The sequence below is a fragment of the Mucilaginibacter defluvii genome, assembly GCF_039543225.1.
Classification (GTDB): Bacteria; Bacteroidota; Bacteroidia; order Sphingobacteriales; family Sphingobacteriaceae; genus Mucilaginibacter; species Mucilaginibacter defluvii.
The window spans coordinates 1,627,710-1,646,827 of the sequence record NZ_BAABJI010000002.1; the positions used below are offsets into that span (position 1 = coordinate 1,627,710).

The 19,118-nt window shown below is 44.0% G+C and carries 19 protein-coding genes; 11 read left to right on the plus strand and 8 right to left on the minus strand.

Translation table 11 applies throughout. The features are described from left to right. Nucleotides 1-5 precede the first annotated feature (5 nt). Nucleotides 6-533 carry an acyl-CoA thioesterase gene (locus ABD960_RS13365; RefSeq protein WP_345331658.1) on the plus strand — a complete coding sequence of 176 codons (528 nt, stop codon included), beginning with the start codon at nucleotides 6-8 and terminating at the stop codon, nucleotides 531-533. A 2-nt stretch (nucleotides 534-535) separates the two neighbouring features. Here the strand turns inward: ABD960_RS13365 and ABD960_RS13370 are convergent, their stop codons facing one another. Continuing rightward, nucleotides 536-1,327, minus strand: coding sequence for a DUF3050 domain-containing protein (locus tag ABD960_RS13370; protein WP_345331659.1), 792 nt, complete (start codon nucleotides 1,325-1,327; stop codon nucleotides 536-538). Nucleotides 1,328-1,447: 120 nt separating this feature from the next. Here ABD960_RS13370 and ABD960_RS13375 point away from each other — a divergent pair, with 120 nt between their 5' ends. After that, complete coding sequence (locus ABD960_RS13375) at nucleotides 1,448-2,209, plus strand: hypothetical protein (protein ID WP_345331660.1); 762 nt, start codon at nucleotides 1,448-1,450, stop codon at nucleotides 2,207-2,209. A gap of 71 nt (nucleotides 2,210-2,280) precedes the next feature. Next, nucleotides 2,281-2,904: a hypothetical protein gene (locus ABD960_RS13380; RefSeq protein ID WP_345331661.1), complete on the plus strand. Its 624-nt coding sequence runs from the start codon at nucleotides 2,281-2,283 to the stop codon at nucleotides 2,902-2,904. Nucleotides 2,905-2,907: 3 nt separating this feature from the next. Here ABD960_RS13380 and fmt read toward each other — a convergent pair whose 3' ends face one another. Beyond that, complete coding sequence (gene fmt / locus ABD960_RS13385) at nucleotides 2,908-3,825, minus strand: methionyl-tRNA formyltransferase (RefSeq protein WP_345331662.1); 918 nt, start codon at nucleotides 3,823-3,825, stop codon at nucleotides 2,908-2,910. 82 nt (nucleotides 3,826-3,907) lie between these two features. Continuing rightward, complete coding sequence (locus ABD960_RS13390) at nucleotides 3,908-5,161, minus strand: exo-beta-N-acetylmuramidase NamZ family protein (protein WP_345331663.1); 1,254 nt, start codon at nucleotides 5,159-5,161, stop codon at nucleotides 3,908-3,910. Between the two features lie 85 nt (nucleotides 5,162-5,246). Between ABD960_RS13390 and ABD960_RS13395 the strand changes: the two genes are divergently transcribed. Further along, a complete protein-coding gene (locus ABD960_RS13395; protein ID WP_345331664.1) occupies nucleotides 5,247-6,467 on the plus strand; it encodes an ABC transporter permease in 1,221 nt (406 codons plus the stop codon). Between the two features lie 8 nt (nucleotides 6,468-6,475). On the opposite strand, the gene ABD960_RS13400 is transcribed toward ABD960_RS13395, so the two are convergent. Continuing rightward, nucleotides 6,476-7,309 carry an aminotransferase class IV gene (locus ABD960_RS13400; RefSeq protein WP_345331665.1) on the minus strand — a complete coding sequence of 278 codons (834 nt, stop codon included), beginning with the start codon at nucleotides 7,307-7,309 and terminating at the stop codon, nucleotides 6,476-6,478. Nucleotides 7,310-7,380: 71 nt separating this feature from the next. Then, nucleotides 7,381-8,424 (minus strand): RluA family pseudouridine synthase, encoded by a 1,044-nt coding sequence (locus ABD960_RS13405; RefSeq protein WP_345331666.1) that lies wholly within the window; start codon nucleotides 8,422-8,424, stop codon nucleotides 7,381-7,383. 143 nt (nucleotides 8,425-8,567) lie between these two features. Here ABD960_RS13405 and ABD960_RS13410 point away from each other — a divergent pair, with 143 nt between their 5' ends. The 3 genes from ABD960_RS13410 (at nucleotide 8,568) to ABD960_RS13420 (ending at nucleotide 11,545) form a co-directional block, all read left to right on the plus strand. Beyond that, on the plus strand, nucleotides 8,568-9,449 hold the full coding sequence (locus ABD960_RS13410) for a 1-aminocyclopropane-1-carboxylate deaminase/D-cysteine desulfhydrase (RefSeq protein WP_345331667.1): 882 nt from the start codon (nucleotides 8,568-8,570) through the stop codon (nucleotides 9,447-9,449). Between the two features lie 140 nt (nucleotides 9,450-9,589). Beyond that, the gene (gene lat, locus ABD960_RS13415; RefSeq protein ID WP_345331668.1) at nucleotides 9,590-10,921 is read left to right on the plus strand and encodes an L-lysine 6-transaminase; all 1,332 of its coding nucleotides are present in this window, start codon (nucleotides 9,590-9,592) and stop codon (nucleotides 10,919-10,921) included. Between the two features lie 192 nt (nucleotides 10,922-11,113). After that, on the plus strand, nucleotides 11,114-11,545 hold the full coding sequence (locus ABD960_RS13420; protein WP_345331669.1) for a hypothetical protein: 432 nt from the start codon (nucleotides 11,114-11,116) through the stop codon (nucleotides 11,543-11,545). A gap of 3 nt (nucleotides 11,546-11,548) precedes the next feature. Here ABD960_RS13420 and bshB1 read toward each other — a convergent pair whose 3' ends face one another. From bshB1 to ABD960_RS13435, 3 genes are read right to left on the minus strand one after another with little or no spacing between them, the layout of a single operon-like run. Continuing rightward, entirely contained in the window at nucleotides 11,549-12,274 is a 726-nt protein-coding gene (gene bshB1, locus ABD960_RS13425) for a bacillithiol biosynthesis deacetylase BshB1 (RefSeq protein WP_345331670.1), read from the minus strand. A gap of 4 nt (nucleotides 12,275-12,278) precedes the next feature. After that, a complete protein-coding gene (locus ABD960_RS13430) occupies nucleotides 12,279-12,782 on the minus strand; it encodes a glutathione peroxidase (RefSeq protein WP_345331671.1) in 504 nt (167 codons plus the stop codon). A gap of 1 nt (nucleotide 12,783) precedes the next feature. After that, the gene (locus ABD960_RS13435; protein WP_232178141.1) at nucleotides 12,784-13,404 is read right to left on the minus strand and encodes a DUF4294 domain-containing protein; all 621 of its coding nucleotides are present in this window, start codon (nucleotides 13,402-13,404) and stop codon (nucleotides 12,784-12,786) included. Nucleotides 13,405-13,515: 111 nt separating this feature from the next. Between ABD960_RS13435 and ABD960_RS13440 the strand changes: the two genes are divergently transcribed. The 4 genes from ABD960_RS13440 (at nucleotide 13,516) to ABD960_RS13455 (ending at nucleotide 19,084) form a co-directional block, all read left to right on the plus strand. Then, on the plus strand, nucleotides 13,516-15,741 hold the full coding sequence (locus ABD960_RS13440) for a RelA/SpoT family protein (protein ID WP_345331672.1): 2,226 nt from the start codon (nucleotides 13,516-13,518) through the stop codon (nucleotides 15,739-15,741). Between the two features lie 200 nt (nucleotides 15,742-15,941). Further along, entirely contained in the window at nucleotides 15,942-16,409 is a 468-nt protein-coding gene (locus ABD960_RS13445; protein ID WP_232178143.1) for a Fur family transcriptional regulator, read from the plus strand. Nucleotides 16,410-16,445: 36 nt separating this feature from the next. Continuing rightward, complete coding sequence (locus tag ABD960_RS13450; protein ID WP_345331673.1) at nucleotides 16,446-17,723, plus strand: adenylosuccinate synthase; 1,278 nt, start codon at nucleotides 16,446-16,448, stop codon at nucleotides 17,721-17,723. A 71-nt stretch (nucleotides 17,724-17,794) separates the two neighbouring features. Next, nucleotides 17,795-19,084 (plus strand): anthranilate synthase component I family protein, encoded by a 1,290-nt coding sequence (locus ABD960_RS13455; protein ID WP_345331674.1) that lies wholly within the window; start codon nucleotides 17,795-17,797, stop codon nucleotides 19,082-19,084. The last annotated feature ends 34 nt before the right edge of the window (nucleotides 19,085-19,118 follow it).

The window sequence follows — 19,118 nt, forward strand, 5'->3', positions numbered from 1 at the left end:
TGTATATGACTTTAAAGACTCCGCAAGACTCGCTGACCATAATGAATGAGTTGGTATTACCCAATGATACCAATTACCTGCACAACCTTATGGGGGGCCGCCTGCTGCATTGGATGGACATTGCCGCCGCCATATCGGCACAAAAGCATTGCAATCGTATTGTGGTTACCGCATCGGTTGATAATGTATCTTTTCAGCAACCGGTTAAGCTGGGCGACGTAATTAATATTGAGGCCAAGGTTACCCGCGCGTTCACCACCTCAATGGAAGTTAAGCTGGATGTTTGGGCGCAAAACATGCCATCTGGAACTAATATAAAATGCAACGAGGCCTATTATACTTTTGTGGCGCTAGATGAAAATAGCCGCACCATAGCCGTACCCGAAATTGAACCGCAAACCGAAAAGGAGATAGAACTTTACAACGGCGCGCTTCGCCGCAGGCAGCTACGCCTAATACTTGCAGGCCGTATGCACCCGGATGATGCTACGGAACTTAAAGCACTTTTCACCGCCGCCAAAAAGGATGTCTAAAATTACGCTTCCTGCCTGAGGGCATTGATTTCAGCAAGTATACCATCCCATAGATCAATACGTGCCTGTAAGGCTTGCTTAACCGCTTCGGTGGCTGAATTCCATTTCTCATCGTCATCACCGCAAAGCTCGGCAGTCATTTCATAAGCAAGGTGCGAGTGATGATCGCCATCGACCTCAATATGGCGCTCAAGGTAATAAACAAAGGTGTCTATCTTGCCCGGCGCGCTATCGCTTATGCCCTTCACCATACTGATGAACATACCCGGAATCAAGTCCTCACGGCCAAAAGTAAACACGGCGGCTATTAAATGCTCCTGATCGGTAGCGATAACATCAAAAGTATGCCTTACAAATTTGGCGGCTGCTGCTGGTATATTATCGGCATTCAAGGCATTGTTTACACTGTTGCCTTGTGCTAACTGCTGCAATAGTTCATTAACCGGTTGTACGTTGTAACCGGCCTGTTCCATCGCCTGTACATATAGCTCAAAATGACTGATACGGTTGCCGTGCTGGTCAACATCACTTTCCTCACCGGTAACAATTTCGTTAATCAGGTAACGGGTATTGGCACTGGCGACCGGTACCCAAGGCACATTGGTACAGGTTAATTTTTGCTGTAACGCTTTTAAAAGCGACATAAAATCCCAAACGGCAAAAACATGATGCTCCATAAAAACCTGCAGATCATCAGCGCTTTGCGTTTGTTTATATAATGCATGATTGATTAACTGCGCGCGTAAAGGCGTTATCTCCTGCTTCAACTGTTCAATCCGTTCCGTGTACATCATCGGGCAAATTTAACAGGTAAAATATTATTTATATGTCATTATTCGGAAGGACTATAAATTGGGATATCAGCACAACATTTTTTGCACAGCGGTGTTGAAGAAGTATAAAATTTACACTTCATGCTGACAGATATTTTACCGGCCGATGGTTCAGCGTTGTACACTGAAACCAATATGCATAACCTGTTCCCTGAACCGTGGAACATGGTTTCATCAGCACTGTTTTTAATTCCGGGTATATATTGGCTCAATAAACTGGGCGGCTTTAACAAGCGTCACGCATTTCTAAGTATAGCCACCATGCTGATGTTAACCGGCTGTATAGGCAGCACGGTTTACCATGGCTTTAGGCAATGGCGTTTTTTTATGTATCTGGATTGGGTACCTATAGCGCTGCTTTGCATGCTGGCCAGCATGTACTTCATTATTAAAGTAACGGGTAAGTGGCAGTCGGCGGTAATTGCGCTGGTTGCTTTCGGCGCTGTTGAAGTTGGCTTACGCGAGCTTTATATGGTTTATGATAAGCATATCATGTTCAGTATAAACTATGGCGTAATGGTGATGATGATTGTAGTACCATTGCTTATCCTGCTTATAAAAACCGGCTGGAAAAACGGCTCATTAGTAGTAGCCGCCTTTGCAAGTTTCGGCTTAGCCTTATTTTTCAGGATAATTGATACCGAAGCATTATTGCCGATGGGGACGCACTTTTTATGGCACACCTTCGGAGCTATAGCTACATCATTTATTTTCCTGTACATCTATCGCCTCAATGGCTTTACATACATGAAGAAACGCCTTAAACACCTGCGGGAAGAAGCACGCATATTACCTATGTACAGTGACAGCGACGCGGCCGTTGAAGAGCGAACCGGTTCATAACATATCATTCCAAATAAAATTAATTTTGCAAAGCGATGGTATTAATACTATCGCTTTTTTATTTTTAATGCATGAAACCATTATCACATTCTGTATTTATAACTATTGCAGCTTTACTAATGTCCTGCTCATCAGCTAACCGAGAAGATAAAAACGATGTTCAGCCTATTGTATCAGATGATTATGAATCAGGACTTATAAGCAAAAGAGAATATCACTCTCCGATTGATAACATTTTTAAAGACGTTATTAAAAAGGACTCCGTTTTAAATAATCTTAGTAATGAGATTAATGATTTCAACCAGGCAAAGATTGATAGCTTAAGAAACTATTTATTGTTCAACGAAGAGTCGGCTAACTACTATACTGCCGGTGCCGAAGCTACAAAAAACATCAAAGATTCGTTGTTGAAAAAAAGAATTTTACAGTTGCTTACGCTAAGCGAGCAGCGTTATCAAAAACGAACAAAGGCATTAAATGAATCTGTATTAAACATTAAGAATAATGATACTACAATGCAGGACTATTATACAGCCTTAAAAATAGCAGCAACACTACCTGTGTTAGAGCGCTATCAGCGCAAAAACTTATCTAAATTTCAAAATGTTACACACCTGGATAGTGCAGCATCCGCATTGAAAAATAAAACCAAGGCTATAACAGAGGATCAAATTAAAAAGCTAAATAAAAATTAGACCCTAAAGCCTTACCCCTCTTAAAAACTCCTCGATACCCATACGCTTTTTACCTTCCAGTTGTACATCAGTAAGGCTGATAAAACCATCGGGGGCGGCAAATTTAAGGCTGGTTTTATTATCGGTTAAAAAGCCGCCGGGTTGTATGCCGGGTTCGGTTTCCGTATATTCTGCATTGAATATTTTTAATATTTTACCGTTGAGCGTAGTATAAGCGGTTGGTACCGGACTAAGACCACGTATCAAATTGTATATTTTAAGCACCGGCTGCGTCCAGTCTATCGCGCCGAGTTCTTTGGTGAGTTTTGGCGCGTGCTGCAATTCCTCGCCGGTACTCAGCTGGTGCTGCGGGTGCTCGTGATAGCGGCCGCTTTCAATCGCCTTAACCGTTTTCACCAACAATCCCGCGCCTTTGTTCATCAAACGATCATGTAGCTCGCCGGCAGTTTCCTGGCCTGTAAGGGTTATTTTTTCAGTGAATAAAACATCACCGGTATCAATTTCGTGCTTTAAAAAAAAGGTAGTAACGCCGGTTTCTTTTTCACCGTTTATCAACACCCAGTTAATAGGCGCCGCACCACGGTATTGTGGTAGCAACGAGGCATGTAGGTTTATGGTTCCTTTTGGCGGCATGCTCCACACCACCTCAGGCAACATACGGAAGGCTACCACCACTTGCAAATCAGCTTTCAGCGCGCTAAGCTGTTCTAAAAATTCCGGACTTTTTAGCTTTTCGGGTTGTAATACCTTAATACCGTTGGCAACGGCATATTGCTTTACGGCACTCTCGCTTACCTTTTGCCCCCTGCCTGCAGGTTTATCGGGCGCGGTAACTACGGCTACTATATCGCAGCCTGAGGTTATCAAAGCGTCTAACGATGTCACGGCAAACTGGGGAGTGCCCATAAATACAATTCTCATGGTATTTGTTTTTTAGATGTATTGCATAAAAATAAGCATCATGCCCGAAAAGTTTTACAACAAAAATCAGTTTTATGCCATTTTACGGATATAAGAGATATTTACTACGTACCTGTTTAAACTTGCTTAAACCCGGCTCCCAGGTGGCTCTTATTTCGTCCTCAGTTTTTCCAGCCGCTATTTGTTGTTGCAGTACCTTGGTGCCTACCAGTTTTAAAAAATAGGCGTTAAAGAATTTAGTTTTATCCGGAAATGCCTTGTACATATCTATCAGCCAATTCAGGTTCAGCTTGCCTGTTTTTTTAAACACCGATGCATTATAATTTCGCAGATCGATACCGTAGCAGGTATTGCCTTTTTGCGGTGGATTATCACTCACTCCCGGAATGCTTACCGGCGTAAACGAAAAATCAAACTTGCCTTTGAGCAACGGGTGGCCGGCTACCTGGAAAGGGAATGGCGTGCCTCTGCCCAAACTGAAGGTAGTACCCTCAAATAAACAGGTACTTGCGTATAGTAAAATGGATTGCTGCGTATTTAAGTTGGGCGATGGATGCACTGGCAAGGTATAATCCGACTGGTGGGTATAGCCTTCCATTTTTACAATCTTCAAATCGCATTGTACACCGTTGTTAAGCCATTTTTCACCGTTGATCATTTGGGCGTACTCGGCCATCGTCATGCCATGGCTGATGGGTATCGGGTGCATCCCGACAAATGATTTATAGGCAGGCTCCATTATCGGCCCGTCAATAACAAAACCGTTGGGGTTTGGCCTGTCAAGCACCATCAGCGGAATATTATTCTCGGCGCAGGCCTCCATCAGGTAGTGCAGGGTTGATATGTATGTATAAAAGCGCGCGCCTACGTCCTGTATATCAAATACCATTATGTTTATGCCTTTCAAGTCATCCGCTGTGGGCTTATAGTGCTTGCCATATAACGAAACAACGGGTAAGCCTGTAGATGGATCTACCTCATCGCCTACCTTGGCGCCATTGGCCGCATTTCCCCTAAAGCCATGCTCAGGCCCGAATATCTTTTTAACGTTGATGCCCCTTTTCAGTAAACTATCAACGGTTAACTTGCCGTTTGTGCCAATTATCGATGTTTGATTGATCAGCATGCCCACATTTTTACCCTTAAGCTGGTCTATGTAGGCCTCAGTACGATCTGCGGCGGTAACGATCTTTGCGGGAGCGTCCTCTTTTTTAACGGCAACAGTATCAGCTTTGGCAGCCGGTTTTGAGCTTTCGGTTACCGGTTGGCCGCATGTTGTAGCTCCCAGCAGCATGCCCGTGGTAGCTAAGCGTAAAAATATAGTGGCAGTTATCATATATATGTTTTTCTGTTGGTAATTTAAGTAAACGTTTTTTAGCGGTAAAACCGCATATTTGCGAAGTTACAAAAATCATACTGCTTTGAATTTTTCGTCGTTTATTGCCGGCCGTATTACCTTTAAATCAAAACGTACGTTCTCAAAACTGATCGTTCGGATTGCCGTGGTAGGCATTATGCTGGGCCTTGGCGTAATGATACTCTCCATTGCCATTGTAAAAGGCTTTAAGCAGGAGATACGCGAAAAAATCCGCGGCTTTGCCGGGGATATGCAGGTAGTTAAGTTCGACCTGAACAACTCGTACGAAAATTCGCCCTTTGTAAAGGATGATCACTTTGTTAAGCAAGTGTTACAGGATAAACAAATCGTCAGCATTAAACCGTTTGCCACCAAACCGGCCATTATAAAGGCGAATGATGAGATTGAGGGAATAGTGCTGAAGGGCGTTGATAAAACGTATGACTGGAAAGTATTTGCCAAAACTCTACTGGAGGGTAAATACATTGATTTTAGCGACTCGACTAAGGCAAACGAGCAGGTAATGATATCGCGCCATACGGCCGACAGGCTTAAGCTTAAGGCCGGCGATGATATACTGATGTATTTTGTACAGGAGCCGCTACGCAAGCGCAAGCTAACCATAAGCGGTATTTACAGCTCAGGCGTTGACGAGGTTGATAAAACTTTTGTGATAGGCAGCCTGCCGCTCATTCAGCGTTTAAACAACTGGGAAGCTAATGAAATTGGCGGTTATGAAGTTCGTGTAGCGGATTTTGATAAGCTGAGCCAGGCCGACACTTACATGGATACGGTAATACCTGTTCGCCTTAAATCATATACCATACAGCAAAACTATCCTACTATATTCGAGTGGCTGCAGTTGCTTGATGTTAATGCCCGTGTGATGCTAATACTGATGCTGATCGTAGCTGTTATCAATATGATCTCGGCTTTGCTGATCATGATCCTGGAGCGAACCTCGATGATTGGTATGCTAAAAGCGCTGGGGGCGACAAACTGGCGCATACAAAAAATATTCTTGTACAACGCGTTTTACCTCATTGGCCTTGGGTTGATATTAGGAAATTTATTTGGCGTTGGTTTAGGCCTCTTTCAACATCAAACCCATTTTTTTAAATTAGATCCTGCATCCTATTACATGGCCTTCGTACCCGTGCAAATAAACTGGCTCGATGTAGTTTTACTTAACGCCGGTACGCTGGTGGTTTGTTTATTGGTATTGCTTATACCATCAGCCCTGGTTAGCAAGATATTACCGGTTAAGGCTATCCGCTTTAAATAGGTAAAAGGCTAAAGTTTATTCAGTTCGTCAAGCAAACCTTTGCTCAGGCGGTTAAAATAGCGCTTTACACCAAAACCCATAACCGACTGTATGCCACGTGCGGCGTTGGTTAAAAAAACCTCATCGGCTTCGTATAAAATCTCAGGGTTTATCTGCGCCTCGGTAACGCCGATATTGTTTGCCTTAGCCACATTGATAATTACCTGACGCATTACCCCTTCAACACATCCTTCGCTTAAAGCAGGTGTGTACAAATGGTTGTTATACCAAATGAAGATATTAGAGCTGCTGGCTTCGCAGAGATAACCATTTTGGTTGAGCAAAAACACATCATCCAAACGGTTTTGCTCCTTATAAATACCCGCCATAACGTATATCAGCGAGTTACAGGTTTTTATGCCGGACAAGTAATTTGAAGGCTTGGGCAGCTCAGTAAATACATCCATAATAAGGCCCTTCTCGTTTAAAAAATAACGGGGCTCATCCATAGGCTGTAACTCAAGGCTGTAACCCATTTTATTTTGCGAGGGTGTATATAAACCATCCGCATCGCGATAAACGGTTAACCTTAAACGCGCATGCTTGGCCTTATTGCGAGTGGCCAGTTCTTCGGCTTTAGTTTTCAGGAACCAGGCATCGGTTTGCGAGTAGCCGTCAATCTTAAGCGCCTTCATACCGCGCTGCAAGCGGTCGGCATGCAGATCGGTAAATTTGAGTTTACCCTTCATCATGCGCATACTCTCAAACAAACCATCCCCGTAACGGTAGCCACGGTTGGCAGTAGTTAGCAATTTGGAGTCGGCAGGTACAATTTCGCCATTAAAATTGATATACAAAGGCATGCCTGTAGGTAAACTATTTAATGTTAAGATGTGATTTTAGACAACTCCTGCCCTATATTGTTTCAGTTCGATTAGTCCTGATTTTGGTTATTAGTGTTGGCATACTTGCGCCATTTTTGCAAAACCGACTCAAAATCAGTAGGCAAAGCGGCCTCAAACCCTACATATTTTTTTTGTGTTGGATGCTTAAATCCCAATGTTTGGGCATGCAGGGCTTGCCGCGGCATCATCTCAAAGCAGTTCTCAACAAACTGCTTGTATTTGGTAAAAACAGTACCTTTTAAAATTTTATCGCCGCCATAGGTAGCATCACTAAAGAGTGGGTGTCCTATGTGTTTCATGTGCGCGCGTATCTGGTGCGTGCGGCCGGTTTCCAGCTGGCATTCAATCAGTGTAACATAACCTAAACGCTCTAATACGCGGTAATGCGTAACAGACCATTTACCTTTCTCTTCTGTATCATAAACATCCATCACCCGCCTGTCGCTATGGCTGCGGCCTATGTAGCCCGTAACTGTGCCATCCTCGGCAATATCTCCCCATACCAAGGCAATATATTTACGGGTAATAGTATGATCAAAAAACTGTTTGGCCAGGTAATTCATTGACCGCTCGTTCTTACTGATCACAAGCAAACCCGACGTATCCTTATCAATACGGTGGATCAATCCGGGGCGGCCATCATTGCCCGGCATAGTTGGCAATTGCTGAAAGTGGTGTACCAGCGCGTTAACCAGCGTACCGGTGTAGTTATTATATCCGGGGTGCACTACCATACCGGGTTCTTTGTTTACAATCAGCACATCATCATCCTCGTAAACGATGTTGATCGGTAAATCTTCCGGGTAAACCTCGGTATCGCGCGGCGGATGCGGCAGCACAACAGATATTACATCAAGCGGCTTTACTTTATAGCTCGATTTTATGGCTTTATCATTAACCAGCACATTACCCAGATCGATAGCGTTTTGTATGCGGTTACGGGATGCGTTCTCTACCCTGTGCATCAAAAACTTATCAATACGCAATAGCGATTGACCCTTGTCAACCACAATGCGCAGGTGTTCGTACAAATCCTGCTCTTCTTGTTCTATCAGTTCTATATCCTCGGCCATTGGCGCAAAAGTAACCGTTTTTAACCAATTTGTTACGCATTCAATTTTTTGTTGACCTAAGCTCAAAGATTACAACGCGGTTAAATCAGGTTTACTAATTGTATGTGTAATATTGTAACCCGGTTCAATACGCATTACAATTTATGGATTTGGAGATATTTAGTCCGTTAGAGCAAATAAACCTGCCTTTATTTACAGCGCATGGCGTACAGGTGTATATCAAGCGCGACGACCTGATCCATCCGCTGATATCAGGCAATAAATGGCGCAAGCTCAAATATCTGTTAAAAAAGGCAGAGGCCGAAGGCAAGAGACACCTGGTTACTTTTGGCGGAGCCTACTCCAACCACCTGCTGGCTACAGCCGCAGCAGCCGCTAAGTTCGGCTTAAAAGCTACCGGGTTTGTGCGGGGCGAGGAAGTGCAGAACAATACGCTGTTTCTATGCCGTTTACATGGTATGCAACTTATATTTACCAACCGTGAAAGCTATCGTGACAAGGCCACGCTGTTTGATTTACACTTTGCCGAAGACAGTGATGCGTTTTTTATTGACGAAGGCGGCGCCTCCCCTGAGGCCGCATTAGGATGCACCGAACTGGTTGATGAACTACCGTTTGCGTTCGACCATATATTTTGCGCCTGCGGAACCGGAACCACAGCAGCGGGTATAATCAACGGGTTACATAAAAATCAGCTAAATACCGAATTTCATGCCATACCCGCATTGAAGAACGGAGCTTTTTTAAGGGATGAAATTGATCAATATCTTGTCCAACCGCACCCCTATCAATTGCATACGCAATATCATTTTGGCGGCTACGCCAAAACCACACCGGAGCTGATTGACTTTATCAAAATGTTTACCGCCTCAACCGGTGTTTTGATTGAGCCGGTGTATACCGGCAAGATGCTATACGCTTTATTTGACATGATAAAGCGCGGCGAGTTTGCCACGGGCAGCCGTATACTTGTGGTACACACCGGCGGCATAATGGGTCTTTTTGGCATGGCCGATAAATTTTAAACCCGTAAACCAAATCACCATCCGGTACAAAATACAGGTTTAAACATTTTAAACTTACTTTTAATGCATCGGGTTCAAAAACCGCTTGAATTTAATTATTTAGGCGTTTTTAGTATGTTTGTTTATAAACCTATTTAGTTATGTACCATTTAAATGTAGCCCCTAAAAACGTGCACAACGTTTTGGCCAAACATATTTTAGCCGACGGATTTGACCTTACTTTCGATATGGAAAAAAGTAAGGGTGTTTACATTTTCGATTCAAAAAATCAACGTACCCTGCTCGACTTTTTTTCGTGCTTCGCGTCCATCCCCCTGGGGTACAACCACCCTAAAATGCTCAACGACGAGGAGTTTAAAAAAAACCTGCTTTTAGCGGCACTCATCAACCCGTCAAACTCTGATATATATACCGAACAATATGCGCAGTTTGTAGAGACCTTTGCTCGCGTTGGCATACCTGATTACCTGCCGCATGCATTTTTTATATCGGGCGGCGCGCTGGCCATTGAAAACGCGCTGAAAGTGGCTATGGACTGGAAAGTGCAGAAGAACTTTGCCAAGGGGTACACGCAGGAGAAAGGCCACAAGGTTTTGCATTTTGAACATGCTTTTCATGGCCGTTCCGGTTATACCCTGAGCTTAACCAATACGCAGGCAGTAAAAACCAAATGGTTTGCCAAGTTTGATTGGCCGCGGGTATCGTTCCCGTATGTGGAATACCCGCTAACCGATGCTAATTATGATGCCTTGCTTAAACGCGAGGCCGCTTCGATGGAACAGATAAAAAAAGCATTCGCGGATAATAAGGATGATATTTGCGCTATTATAGTTGAGCCTGTGCAAGCCGAAGGAGGCGACAACCACATGCGCAAGGAATTTGCCGGGCAACTGCGGCAACTGGCCAACGAGCATGAGGCTTTATTGATATATGACGAAGTACAAACCGGTGTAGGCCTGAGCGGAAAATTCTGGTGCCACGAACACTTCGGCGAAAACGCCCGCCCTGATATAATTGCCTTTGGTAAAAAAATGCAGGTATGCGGCATACTGGCCGGTAAACGCGTTGACGAGGTAGAACATAATACTTTTAATACATCATCACGCCTGAATTCCACATGGGGCGGCAGCCTTACTGACATGGTGCGCGCCTCAAAAATATTGGATATCATTGCCGAAGATGATCTTTGTAACCAAGCGGCGCAAATGGGCAGTTATCTGCAAACCAAGCTGACAGAAATAGCCGGTAAAAGGAGCGTTATCAGTAACATCCGGGGTAAAGGTTTGTTATCGGCATTTGATTTTCCGGATCAGGAAACGCGTAACAATTTTTTACAGGAAGGCCTTAACCGGGATGTGATGTTTTTAGGCTGCGGCGAGCGTACCATCCGCTTCAGGCCATCACTGATTATACAGCAAGCCGACATTGATAAAGGGCTGAACGTGCTCGACGAAATATGCGGTGTATTATAACGAAAGTGTAATAATATTGCTACAAGCGCCTTTTTGACATCAAAAGGGCGTTTTTTTTGTATTAAAAATACTATAATCGTTAAAATTCGTTATTTAAAATATGCCTTTAGGCTATAAAATTATTGTAATAATTAAGTGAATTACGGTTTGAATAACTTGAAGTTCACCGATCATATAAACCCGATCCCTGTCATGAACAAACAAATGGAGAAGCTGAAGAGACAACTGGCAGAAATATCTGAAGTTGTAAATACGTTCAAATCAGAAGCCGTGCAAGTGCGTATAGCCGAGAAGCTGTTTGACGTGTTGATTGATACTGACAGGCTTGAGGATGGTGAATTCAGCAAACGTGCGCAGCGCTTTAAAACTGACGGCGAAAACGCGGGTGCCTTTCCCTACCGTAAAAAACCGGGAGCCACACGTGTACTAAACCAATTATTAGCTACCGATTTTTTTGATATACCACGCTCCATATCAGCCATAGCCAATTATTGTAAAGACAATTACGATTCGGACTTTAAAACATCCGAACTTTCGGGCATCCTGTTAAAGCTGGTTAACGAGCAAAAACTGCGACGTGAAAAAAGCCGAGATAATAATCGTTTTGATTACGTTAAGGCTTAAGCCTTAACGTAAGTTGAACAAGTTATCAACGCCCAATATCTTTGTCGAGGTAAATCCTTCGGCGTATTTAACCCCAATGTTTTTACCAAACTCCAAAGCGCGGGCCTCAACTACCTTTATAAAATCGGGCGATGAAATATAGGTTTGCGGTTCATTAGGGTCCCAGTCCGGGTTATGGAACTGCGAACCGAACGCCAGCACACTTTCAATCTTTTTATTCCAGTGTTCGGTAATATCAATCACAATATCCGGCTGAATGTACCTGTCCTGTATAAAGTGTAGTAATAAATTCGGGCGCCATACATCCTGCAGTTTTCCCTCGTTAAAAGTCTCAATGCGGCGCAGCCCTGACAAAAACACTGACGACTCCACCAATTGATTGGCACGCCCATGGTCCGGATGACGGTCATGATAAGCGTTGGTGATGATAATCTCCGGCTGATATTTACGTATGGCCTCTATAACCTTTAATTGGTAAGGCTTGGTATTCTCAAAAAAACCGTCGGGTATCTCCAGGTTTTCGCGTACCGCGAGCCCCAGAATTTCGGCTGATGCCGCGGCTTCCGCCGCGCGTATTTCCGGCGTGCCGCGGGTACCCAGTTCGCCAAGGGTTAAATCAACAATGCCTGCTTTTTTACCCATGGCGATGTGCTTAAGCAAAACCCCGGCACAACCCAATTCGGCATCGTCAGGATGTACAGACAATACCAGTATATCTAATTTTAACATATAACTATTTGCTGCCGGCCTCTAACAACCGGGTTATTTTTTTGCGGATTTTGGATGATGTTGGGCTGGTAAAAGGATAAAAGAAATCAACCACCCTGCCGGTACGGTCTATCAGGTATTTATGAAAATTCCATTTCGGGGTTGAGCCCACTACACCGTTCTGTTTTTTATCTGCCAGAAACTTGAATAACGGATGAGCGTAAGGCCCGCGCACCCGCAGCTTATCAAAAACCATGTAGTTGGGGATGTTCACTTCACAAAACTGCTTCAGCGCTTCGCCCTCCAGTGGCTCCTGGCTGCCGAAATCATTTGAAGGAAAAGCCAGAATTTCAAAGTCTTTACCGGTAAACTCTTCCTTCAGCGCGGCCAGATCCTTAAGTTGAGGCGTAAAACCACACTGCGAAGCGGTGTTAACGATCAGTAAAACCTTATTTTTAAAGGCTGAGAGATTGATTTGATCGCCGTTCAGCTTCGGAATATCATATTGGTAGATCGTATTTTCGGTCATTTTAATAATAAGCCCTGTCGTATCCGGATGTTCGGATGATCTCTTCTATATCGCGCTCAACTTCAGGGTCGTACTCTTGTTTTAAATTATGGCCAAACAGCCGGGCTACTGATTGCATCATGAATGCGTTAAGTCCGCCTTTCAACTCCTTAAGCATCGCGTAACTACTGTTACCTGTTTCGCGGTCAATAAGTTTAATGAGCACCTCACCCTGACTGATTGTCATGTTCTTGATCTCGCGGTTAAACAAATCCTTAATTTGCTTTTCGCAAGCTTTAACCAGTTCCTTTTGTTTCTTCTTGTCGGATGTAAGCGCGATGTCTCGTTGTAACTGCCTGTAACGTTCGCCCGCGTAGCGGGCGTAAGGCATCACCTTCATTACGTTATAGCGTAAGCGCTTATACTTCAGCCTGTCCTCTTCGCTGGCAAAAATGCGGGTATCAACTATCTTAACGTCGGCTAAAACTATCCAGGGGATAAGCTGTCCGTCTTTCTCGGTCAGATAAGTTTTGATGGTATCATTTTTGCCAATCACCATTTGTGGTTTAGCACTATCTGCCTGCGCCGACGCCAGCATAGGCAAACAACAAAAGCATGACAGTATTAAACCGATAAATTTCATATATTTACTTGTACACAAAATTAGTGCAAATTTTCAGGTAATTGGTTATTACCCGCAATTTACATTTTTTGTTACAAAATAATTATAAATACTTACACTGCAAGGCTATACATGAAAGATTTGGTGATTGACCTGGAAGCTGAGAAAAAAGAGATACTAAAACGTTACCGGGCGTTGCTGCGTGCCAGCAAGTCAACCCTGCAAAAGGGTGATAAGCGCATGATACGCAAGGCCTTTGATATGGCTTTGGAAAGCCATAAAGATATGCGCCGCAAATCAGGCGAGCCATATATATATCATCCTATCGCGGTAGCGCAAATAGCTGCCGAAGAGATCGGCCTGGGCACTACGTCAATTGTATGCGCGCTGCTGCACGACGTGGTTGAAGATACTGATGTACAACTGGATGACATTGAGCGTGAGTTTGGTAAAAAGGTAGCCAAGATAATTGACGGGCTGACCAAAATATCGGGCGTTTTTGACACCAACAGCTCACTGCAGGCCGAGAACTTCCGTAAAATGCTGCTTACCCTGGCCGATGACGTACGGGTAATATTGATAAAGCTGGCCGACAGGCTGCACAACATGCGTACCATGGAGTTTATGCCGCGCGACAAGCAGCTTAAGCTATCATCAGAAACTGTATACCTGTATGCACCCTTAGCGCACCGCCTGGGTTTATATGCTATAAAATCTGAACTGGAAGATCTCTCCATGAAATACATGGAGAAGGATACCTACCAGCTCATTAAGCGTAAGCTAAACGAGAAGAAGGCCGAGCGCGAAAAATTTATTCGTGACTTTATTGAACCGCTTAAACGTACATTAGAAAGCCAGGGGTTACAGGCAGACGTTTTTGGCCGGCCAAAATCCATCCATTCCATTTGGAATAAGATGAAAAAGAAATCGATACCTTTTGAGGAGGTATATGATTTATTCGCTATTCGTATCATTTTGGATAGTCCGCCGGAAAGTGAGAAGTCCGATTCGTGGAAGGCCTATTCCATCGTGACTGATCTGTACCGCCCTAACCCTGACCGGTTGCGCGACTGGATATCATCGCCAAAGGCAAACGGTTACGAGTCGTTACATACCACGGTAATGGGGCCGCGAGGCCAATGGGTGGAAGTACAGATCCGTACTACCCGCATGAACGAGATTGCCGAAAAGGGTTTTGCCGCGCACTGGAAATACAAGGAATCGAGCAGCGACAGCGGGCTCGACCAATGGGTAACAAAAGTGCGGGAGCTGTTAAAGAATCCTGACTCGAACGCGCTTGACTTTATTGACGATTTCAAGATGAACCTCTTTTCGGACGAGATTTTCATCTTTACTCCGAAAGGCGCGTTGATACAATTGCCGCTTAACGCTACCGCCCTCGATTTTGCTTTTGAGATACATACCGATGTAGGCGCAAGCTGTATCGGCGCAAAGGTGAACCATAAGCTGGTGCCGCTTAACTACAAACTCCAAAACGGCGATCAGGTGGAGATCATTACCTCCAGTAAGCAAACCCCGAAAGAGGACTGGCTCAACTTTGTGGTTACCGCAAAGGCTAAAGCCAAGATCAAATCAGCCTTAAAAGAAGAAAAACGTAAGATTGCCGAGGATGGCAAGGAGATACTGGAGCGGAAGCTGAAATCGCTCAAGATCACTTACAACTCTGACAACCTGCATAAACTGAGCTATTTTTTCAAGCTACAATCAACCCAAGATCTTTTTTATAATGTAGCCAAGGGGGTTATTGACATGAAGGACCTGAAGGAATACCAGGCATCAGAAAAAATAATTGAGAATAAACCGCAGGATAAAATAGAAGCCGACCAGGTACAAAACCTGATCAAAAGCATCAAGGCCAAGGACAGCGACATGCTGCTGATTGGCGAGGATATGCAGAAGATTGACTATAAACTCGCTAATTGCTGCAACCCTATCCCCGGCGATGACGTGTTTGGTTTCATTACCGTGAGTGAGGGCATAAAGATACACCGTACCAACTGCCCTAACGCGGCAAAGCTAATGGCCAATTACGGCTACCGTATTGTGAAAGCACGTTGGACAAATCAGCAGGAGTTGGCATTTTTAACCGGCTTGCGCATACGTGGTATTGATGATGTCGGGCTGATCAATAAGCTGACAACCGTAATATCAAACGACTTTAAAGTAAACATGCGTTCTATCACGGTGGATAGCGACAACGGTATTTTTGAAGGCTCGATAATGGTTTACGTGAATGACACACAGCACCTGGAAGACCTGGTTAAAAAGCTGAAACAGGTACGGGGCGTAACGTCCGTTGACCGCTTTGATTCGGCAGTTGAGAAAGCGGCAGGATAGGGATTAGAGATTGGTGGTAGGAGATCGGTAGTTAGACATTAGTGGTTAGTAAATGGTTATTCTTTGGTATTAGAAATAGTTGCTTAACGTTATCCCTATTTTTCAATTCAAAATCATAATTATTTACTAATCTCTAATAACTAACTACTAATCACCTTTTATTAATACCTTTACTTTTTATTTTACTGCACTACTAAATTATGCCCCAACAGGAAACTATAGCACTGGTAAAAAAGATATTCGAGGCTTATCTTGAAAATAAAAGCCTGCGCAAAACACCTGAGCGCTTTGCCATTTTAGAGGAGATCTACTCGCGTAATGACCATTTTGATGTGGAATCGCTATACATCCACATGAAAAATAAAAAGTACCGCGTTAGCCGCGCTACGGTATACAACACGCTCGAACTATTGGTATCATGCGATTTGGTAACCAAACACCAGTTTGGCAAGAACATGGCCCAGTTTGAGAAATCGTACGGCTTTAAGCAGCACGACCATATCATCTGTATTGACTGCGGCAAGGTGGTTGAGTTTTGCGACCCGCGCATTCAGCAGATACAAAGCATGATGGGTGATATCCTTAAATTCGACATTAAACACCACTCGTTAAACCTATACGGAAATTGTGTTAAATTAAAAGAAGGTGTTTGTGACAGAAAAGTTTAACTTTGCCGCCTTTCACACAATATTGCAATTTAAATAATGGCTGTTGATGTTTTATTAGGCCTCCAATGGGGCGACGAAGGTAAAGGTAAGATAGTTGACGTATTAAGCGCCGACTATGATCTGATAGCACGTTTTCAGGGCGGCCCCAATGCCGGCCACACGCTTGAGTTTGATAGTAAAAAGTTTGTATTGAACACTATCCCATCGGGCATTTTCTTTGATAACACGCTTAACCTGATAGGTAACGGTGTAGTTATTGACCCCATCACCCTTAAAAAAGAACTTGATAAGTTAAAAGATGCCGGGCACGATCTGCTGGCTAAAAAGAACCTGGTGATCGCTAAAAAAGCGCACCTGATATTGCCTACCCACCAACTGCTTGACGCCGCATCTGAAAAGAAAATGGGCGAAGGTAAAATTGGTTCAACCTTAAAAGGCATCGGTCCTACTTACATGGACAAAACCGGCCGCAACGGGTTGCGTATTGGCGATATAACGCTGCCGGACTTTAAGGAACGTTATGATCGTTTGGTTGAAAAGCACAAATCGATGCTGCAATCGCTTTACGGCGAAGTGGCTGATTTCAGCGAACGCGAACAGGCATTTTTTGAAGCTATTGACCTGATTAAACAGTTTGAACTGGTTGACTCAGAACATTTGGTTAACAACTACATTAAACAAGGTAAAAAAGTATTGGCCGAAGGCGCACAAGGCGCCATGCTGGATATCGATTTTGGCTCGTACCCTTTTGTAACTTCATCAAACACTACCGCCGCGGGGGCTTGTACCGGTTTGGGTATTGCTCCTAAAGAGATTGGTGATGTAATAGGTATTTTTAAGGCTTATTGTACACGTGTTGGCGGTGGCCCTTTCCCTACCGAACTGCACGACGAAACCGGCGAAGAACTGCGTAAGATAGGTCATGAATTTGGCGCAACTACCGGCAGGCCACGCCGTACCGGCTGGATTGACTTGCCAGCTTTAAAATACGCCATTATGCTTAACGGCGTTACCCAACTGGTAATGACCAAGGCCGATGTATTGAGCGGTTTTGAGAAGATATATGCCTGCACACATTATGATTACGCCGGCGAAACTATCGACTACATGCCGTATGATATTTGTACCATTGAGCCAAAACCCGTTTTAAAGGAAATTGATGGCTGGCATGAGGACATTACCGGCATTACCGAGCTTGACCAGATCCCTGCTAAACTGGCCTCATATATTGATTTCCTGGAAGCTGAGTTAGGCGTTCCGGTTAAATATCTTTCTGTAGGCCCCGACAGGGTACAGACCTTGGTTTTACACTAAGATTAAAACTAATAATACTGATATATGGAAAGGCCGGTTAATCCGGCCTTTTGTTTTACTATTTTTGTATAGTGATCGTCGCACTCAATAATCCGGAAGAATTTAAGCAAAAAGCAATTGCCTGGGCCAATAGTTTCGATGTGGCCTGTTGTCTAAATTCAAATAACTTTACAGATAAATACGGTAAGTTTGAAGCGCTGATAGCGGCAGGTATAAAGGGTGAATTGACAGCCAATGCAGGTAATGCCTTTGAACAACTAACACACTTCAGGCAAAAACATCCTGGTTGGATAACCGGTTTTTTTGGCTACAATCTGAAGAATGAGGTGGAAAACCTGTCCTCCGCAAATCATGATGGCCTGAATTTTCCGGATATGTATTTCTTCGCGCCGCAGCATATCATTATTATAAAAGGAAATGAGGCAGAGGTAATCAGCGACGATGCGAATAGTGTATTAAAAAGTATTGAGCAGGCTTCAATACACTTAACCGATCAGCCTGTGTCAGCCCATATAAAAACCCGTTTCAGTAAAGATGAATATCTGCAAACGGCCAATAGAATAAAACAGCACATTGCCCGCGGCGATATTTACGTAACTAACTTTTGCCAGGAATTTTACGCTGAAGATGCACTGATCGATCCGCTTAGCATATATAGTAAACTTAATAACATCTCCCCTAATCCCTTCTCGTCTTACTTCAAGCTGAAGGACAAATATATGACATGCGCATCGCCGGAGCGCTTTATGGCTAAGCGTGGCGATAAGCTGATATCGCAACCCATCAAAGGCACCGCAAAACGCAGCGACAACCCTACCGAGGATGAAGCCAACAAAGCATTACTAAGATCGCAAATTAAAGAGTTGCAGGAGAATGTGATGATCGTTGACCTGGTACGTAACGATCTAACTCGCTCGGCAAAACAGGGCACGGTTAAAACAGAAGAACTTTTCGGACTGTACAGTTTTAAACAAGTGCATCAAATGATCTCGACCGTGGTATGTGAAAAGGATAAAACCATCAGCAACGTGCAGGCCATAAAAAACACCTTCCCGATGGGGAGTATGACCGGTGCGCCGAAATTAAGCGCAATGCAGCTGATGGAACAATACGAGCGCAGCAAACGAGGCGTATACTCCGGCGCGATAGGCTATTTTAGCGCGGATGGAGATTTTGATTTTAATGTGGTGATCCGTACGCTGCTGTATAACGCTACCAACAAATACCTCTCCTTCCAAACCGGCAGCGCCATTACTTTTAATGCCGATGCGGAACAAGAATATGAGGAATGTTTACTGAAAGCGAAGGCTATTTTGGAGGCACTCTCTCAATTATTAACCGACTTGCCGCCCGAACGCTAACCTCCGACCCCTCGGCAAAAAATACCAAATAGGG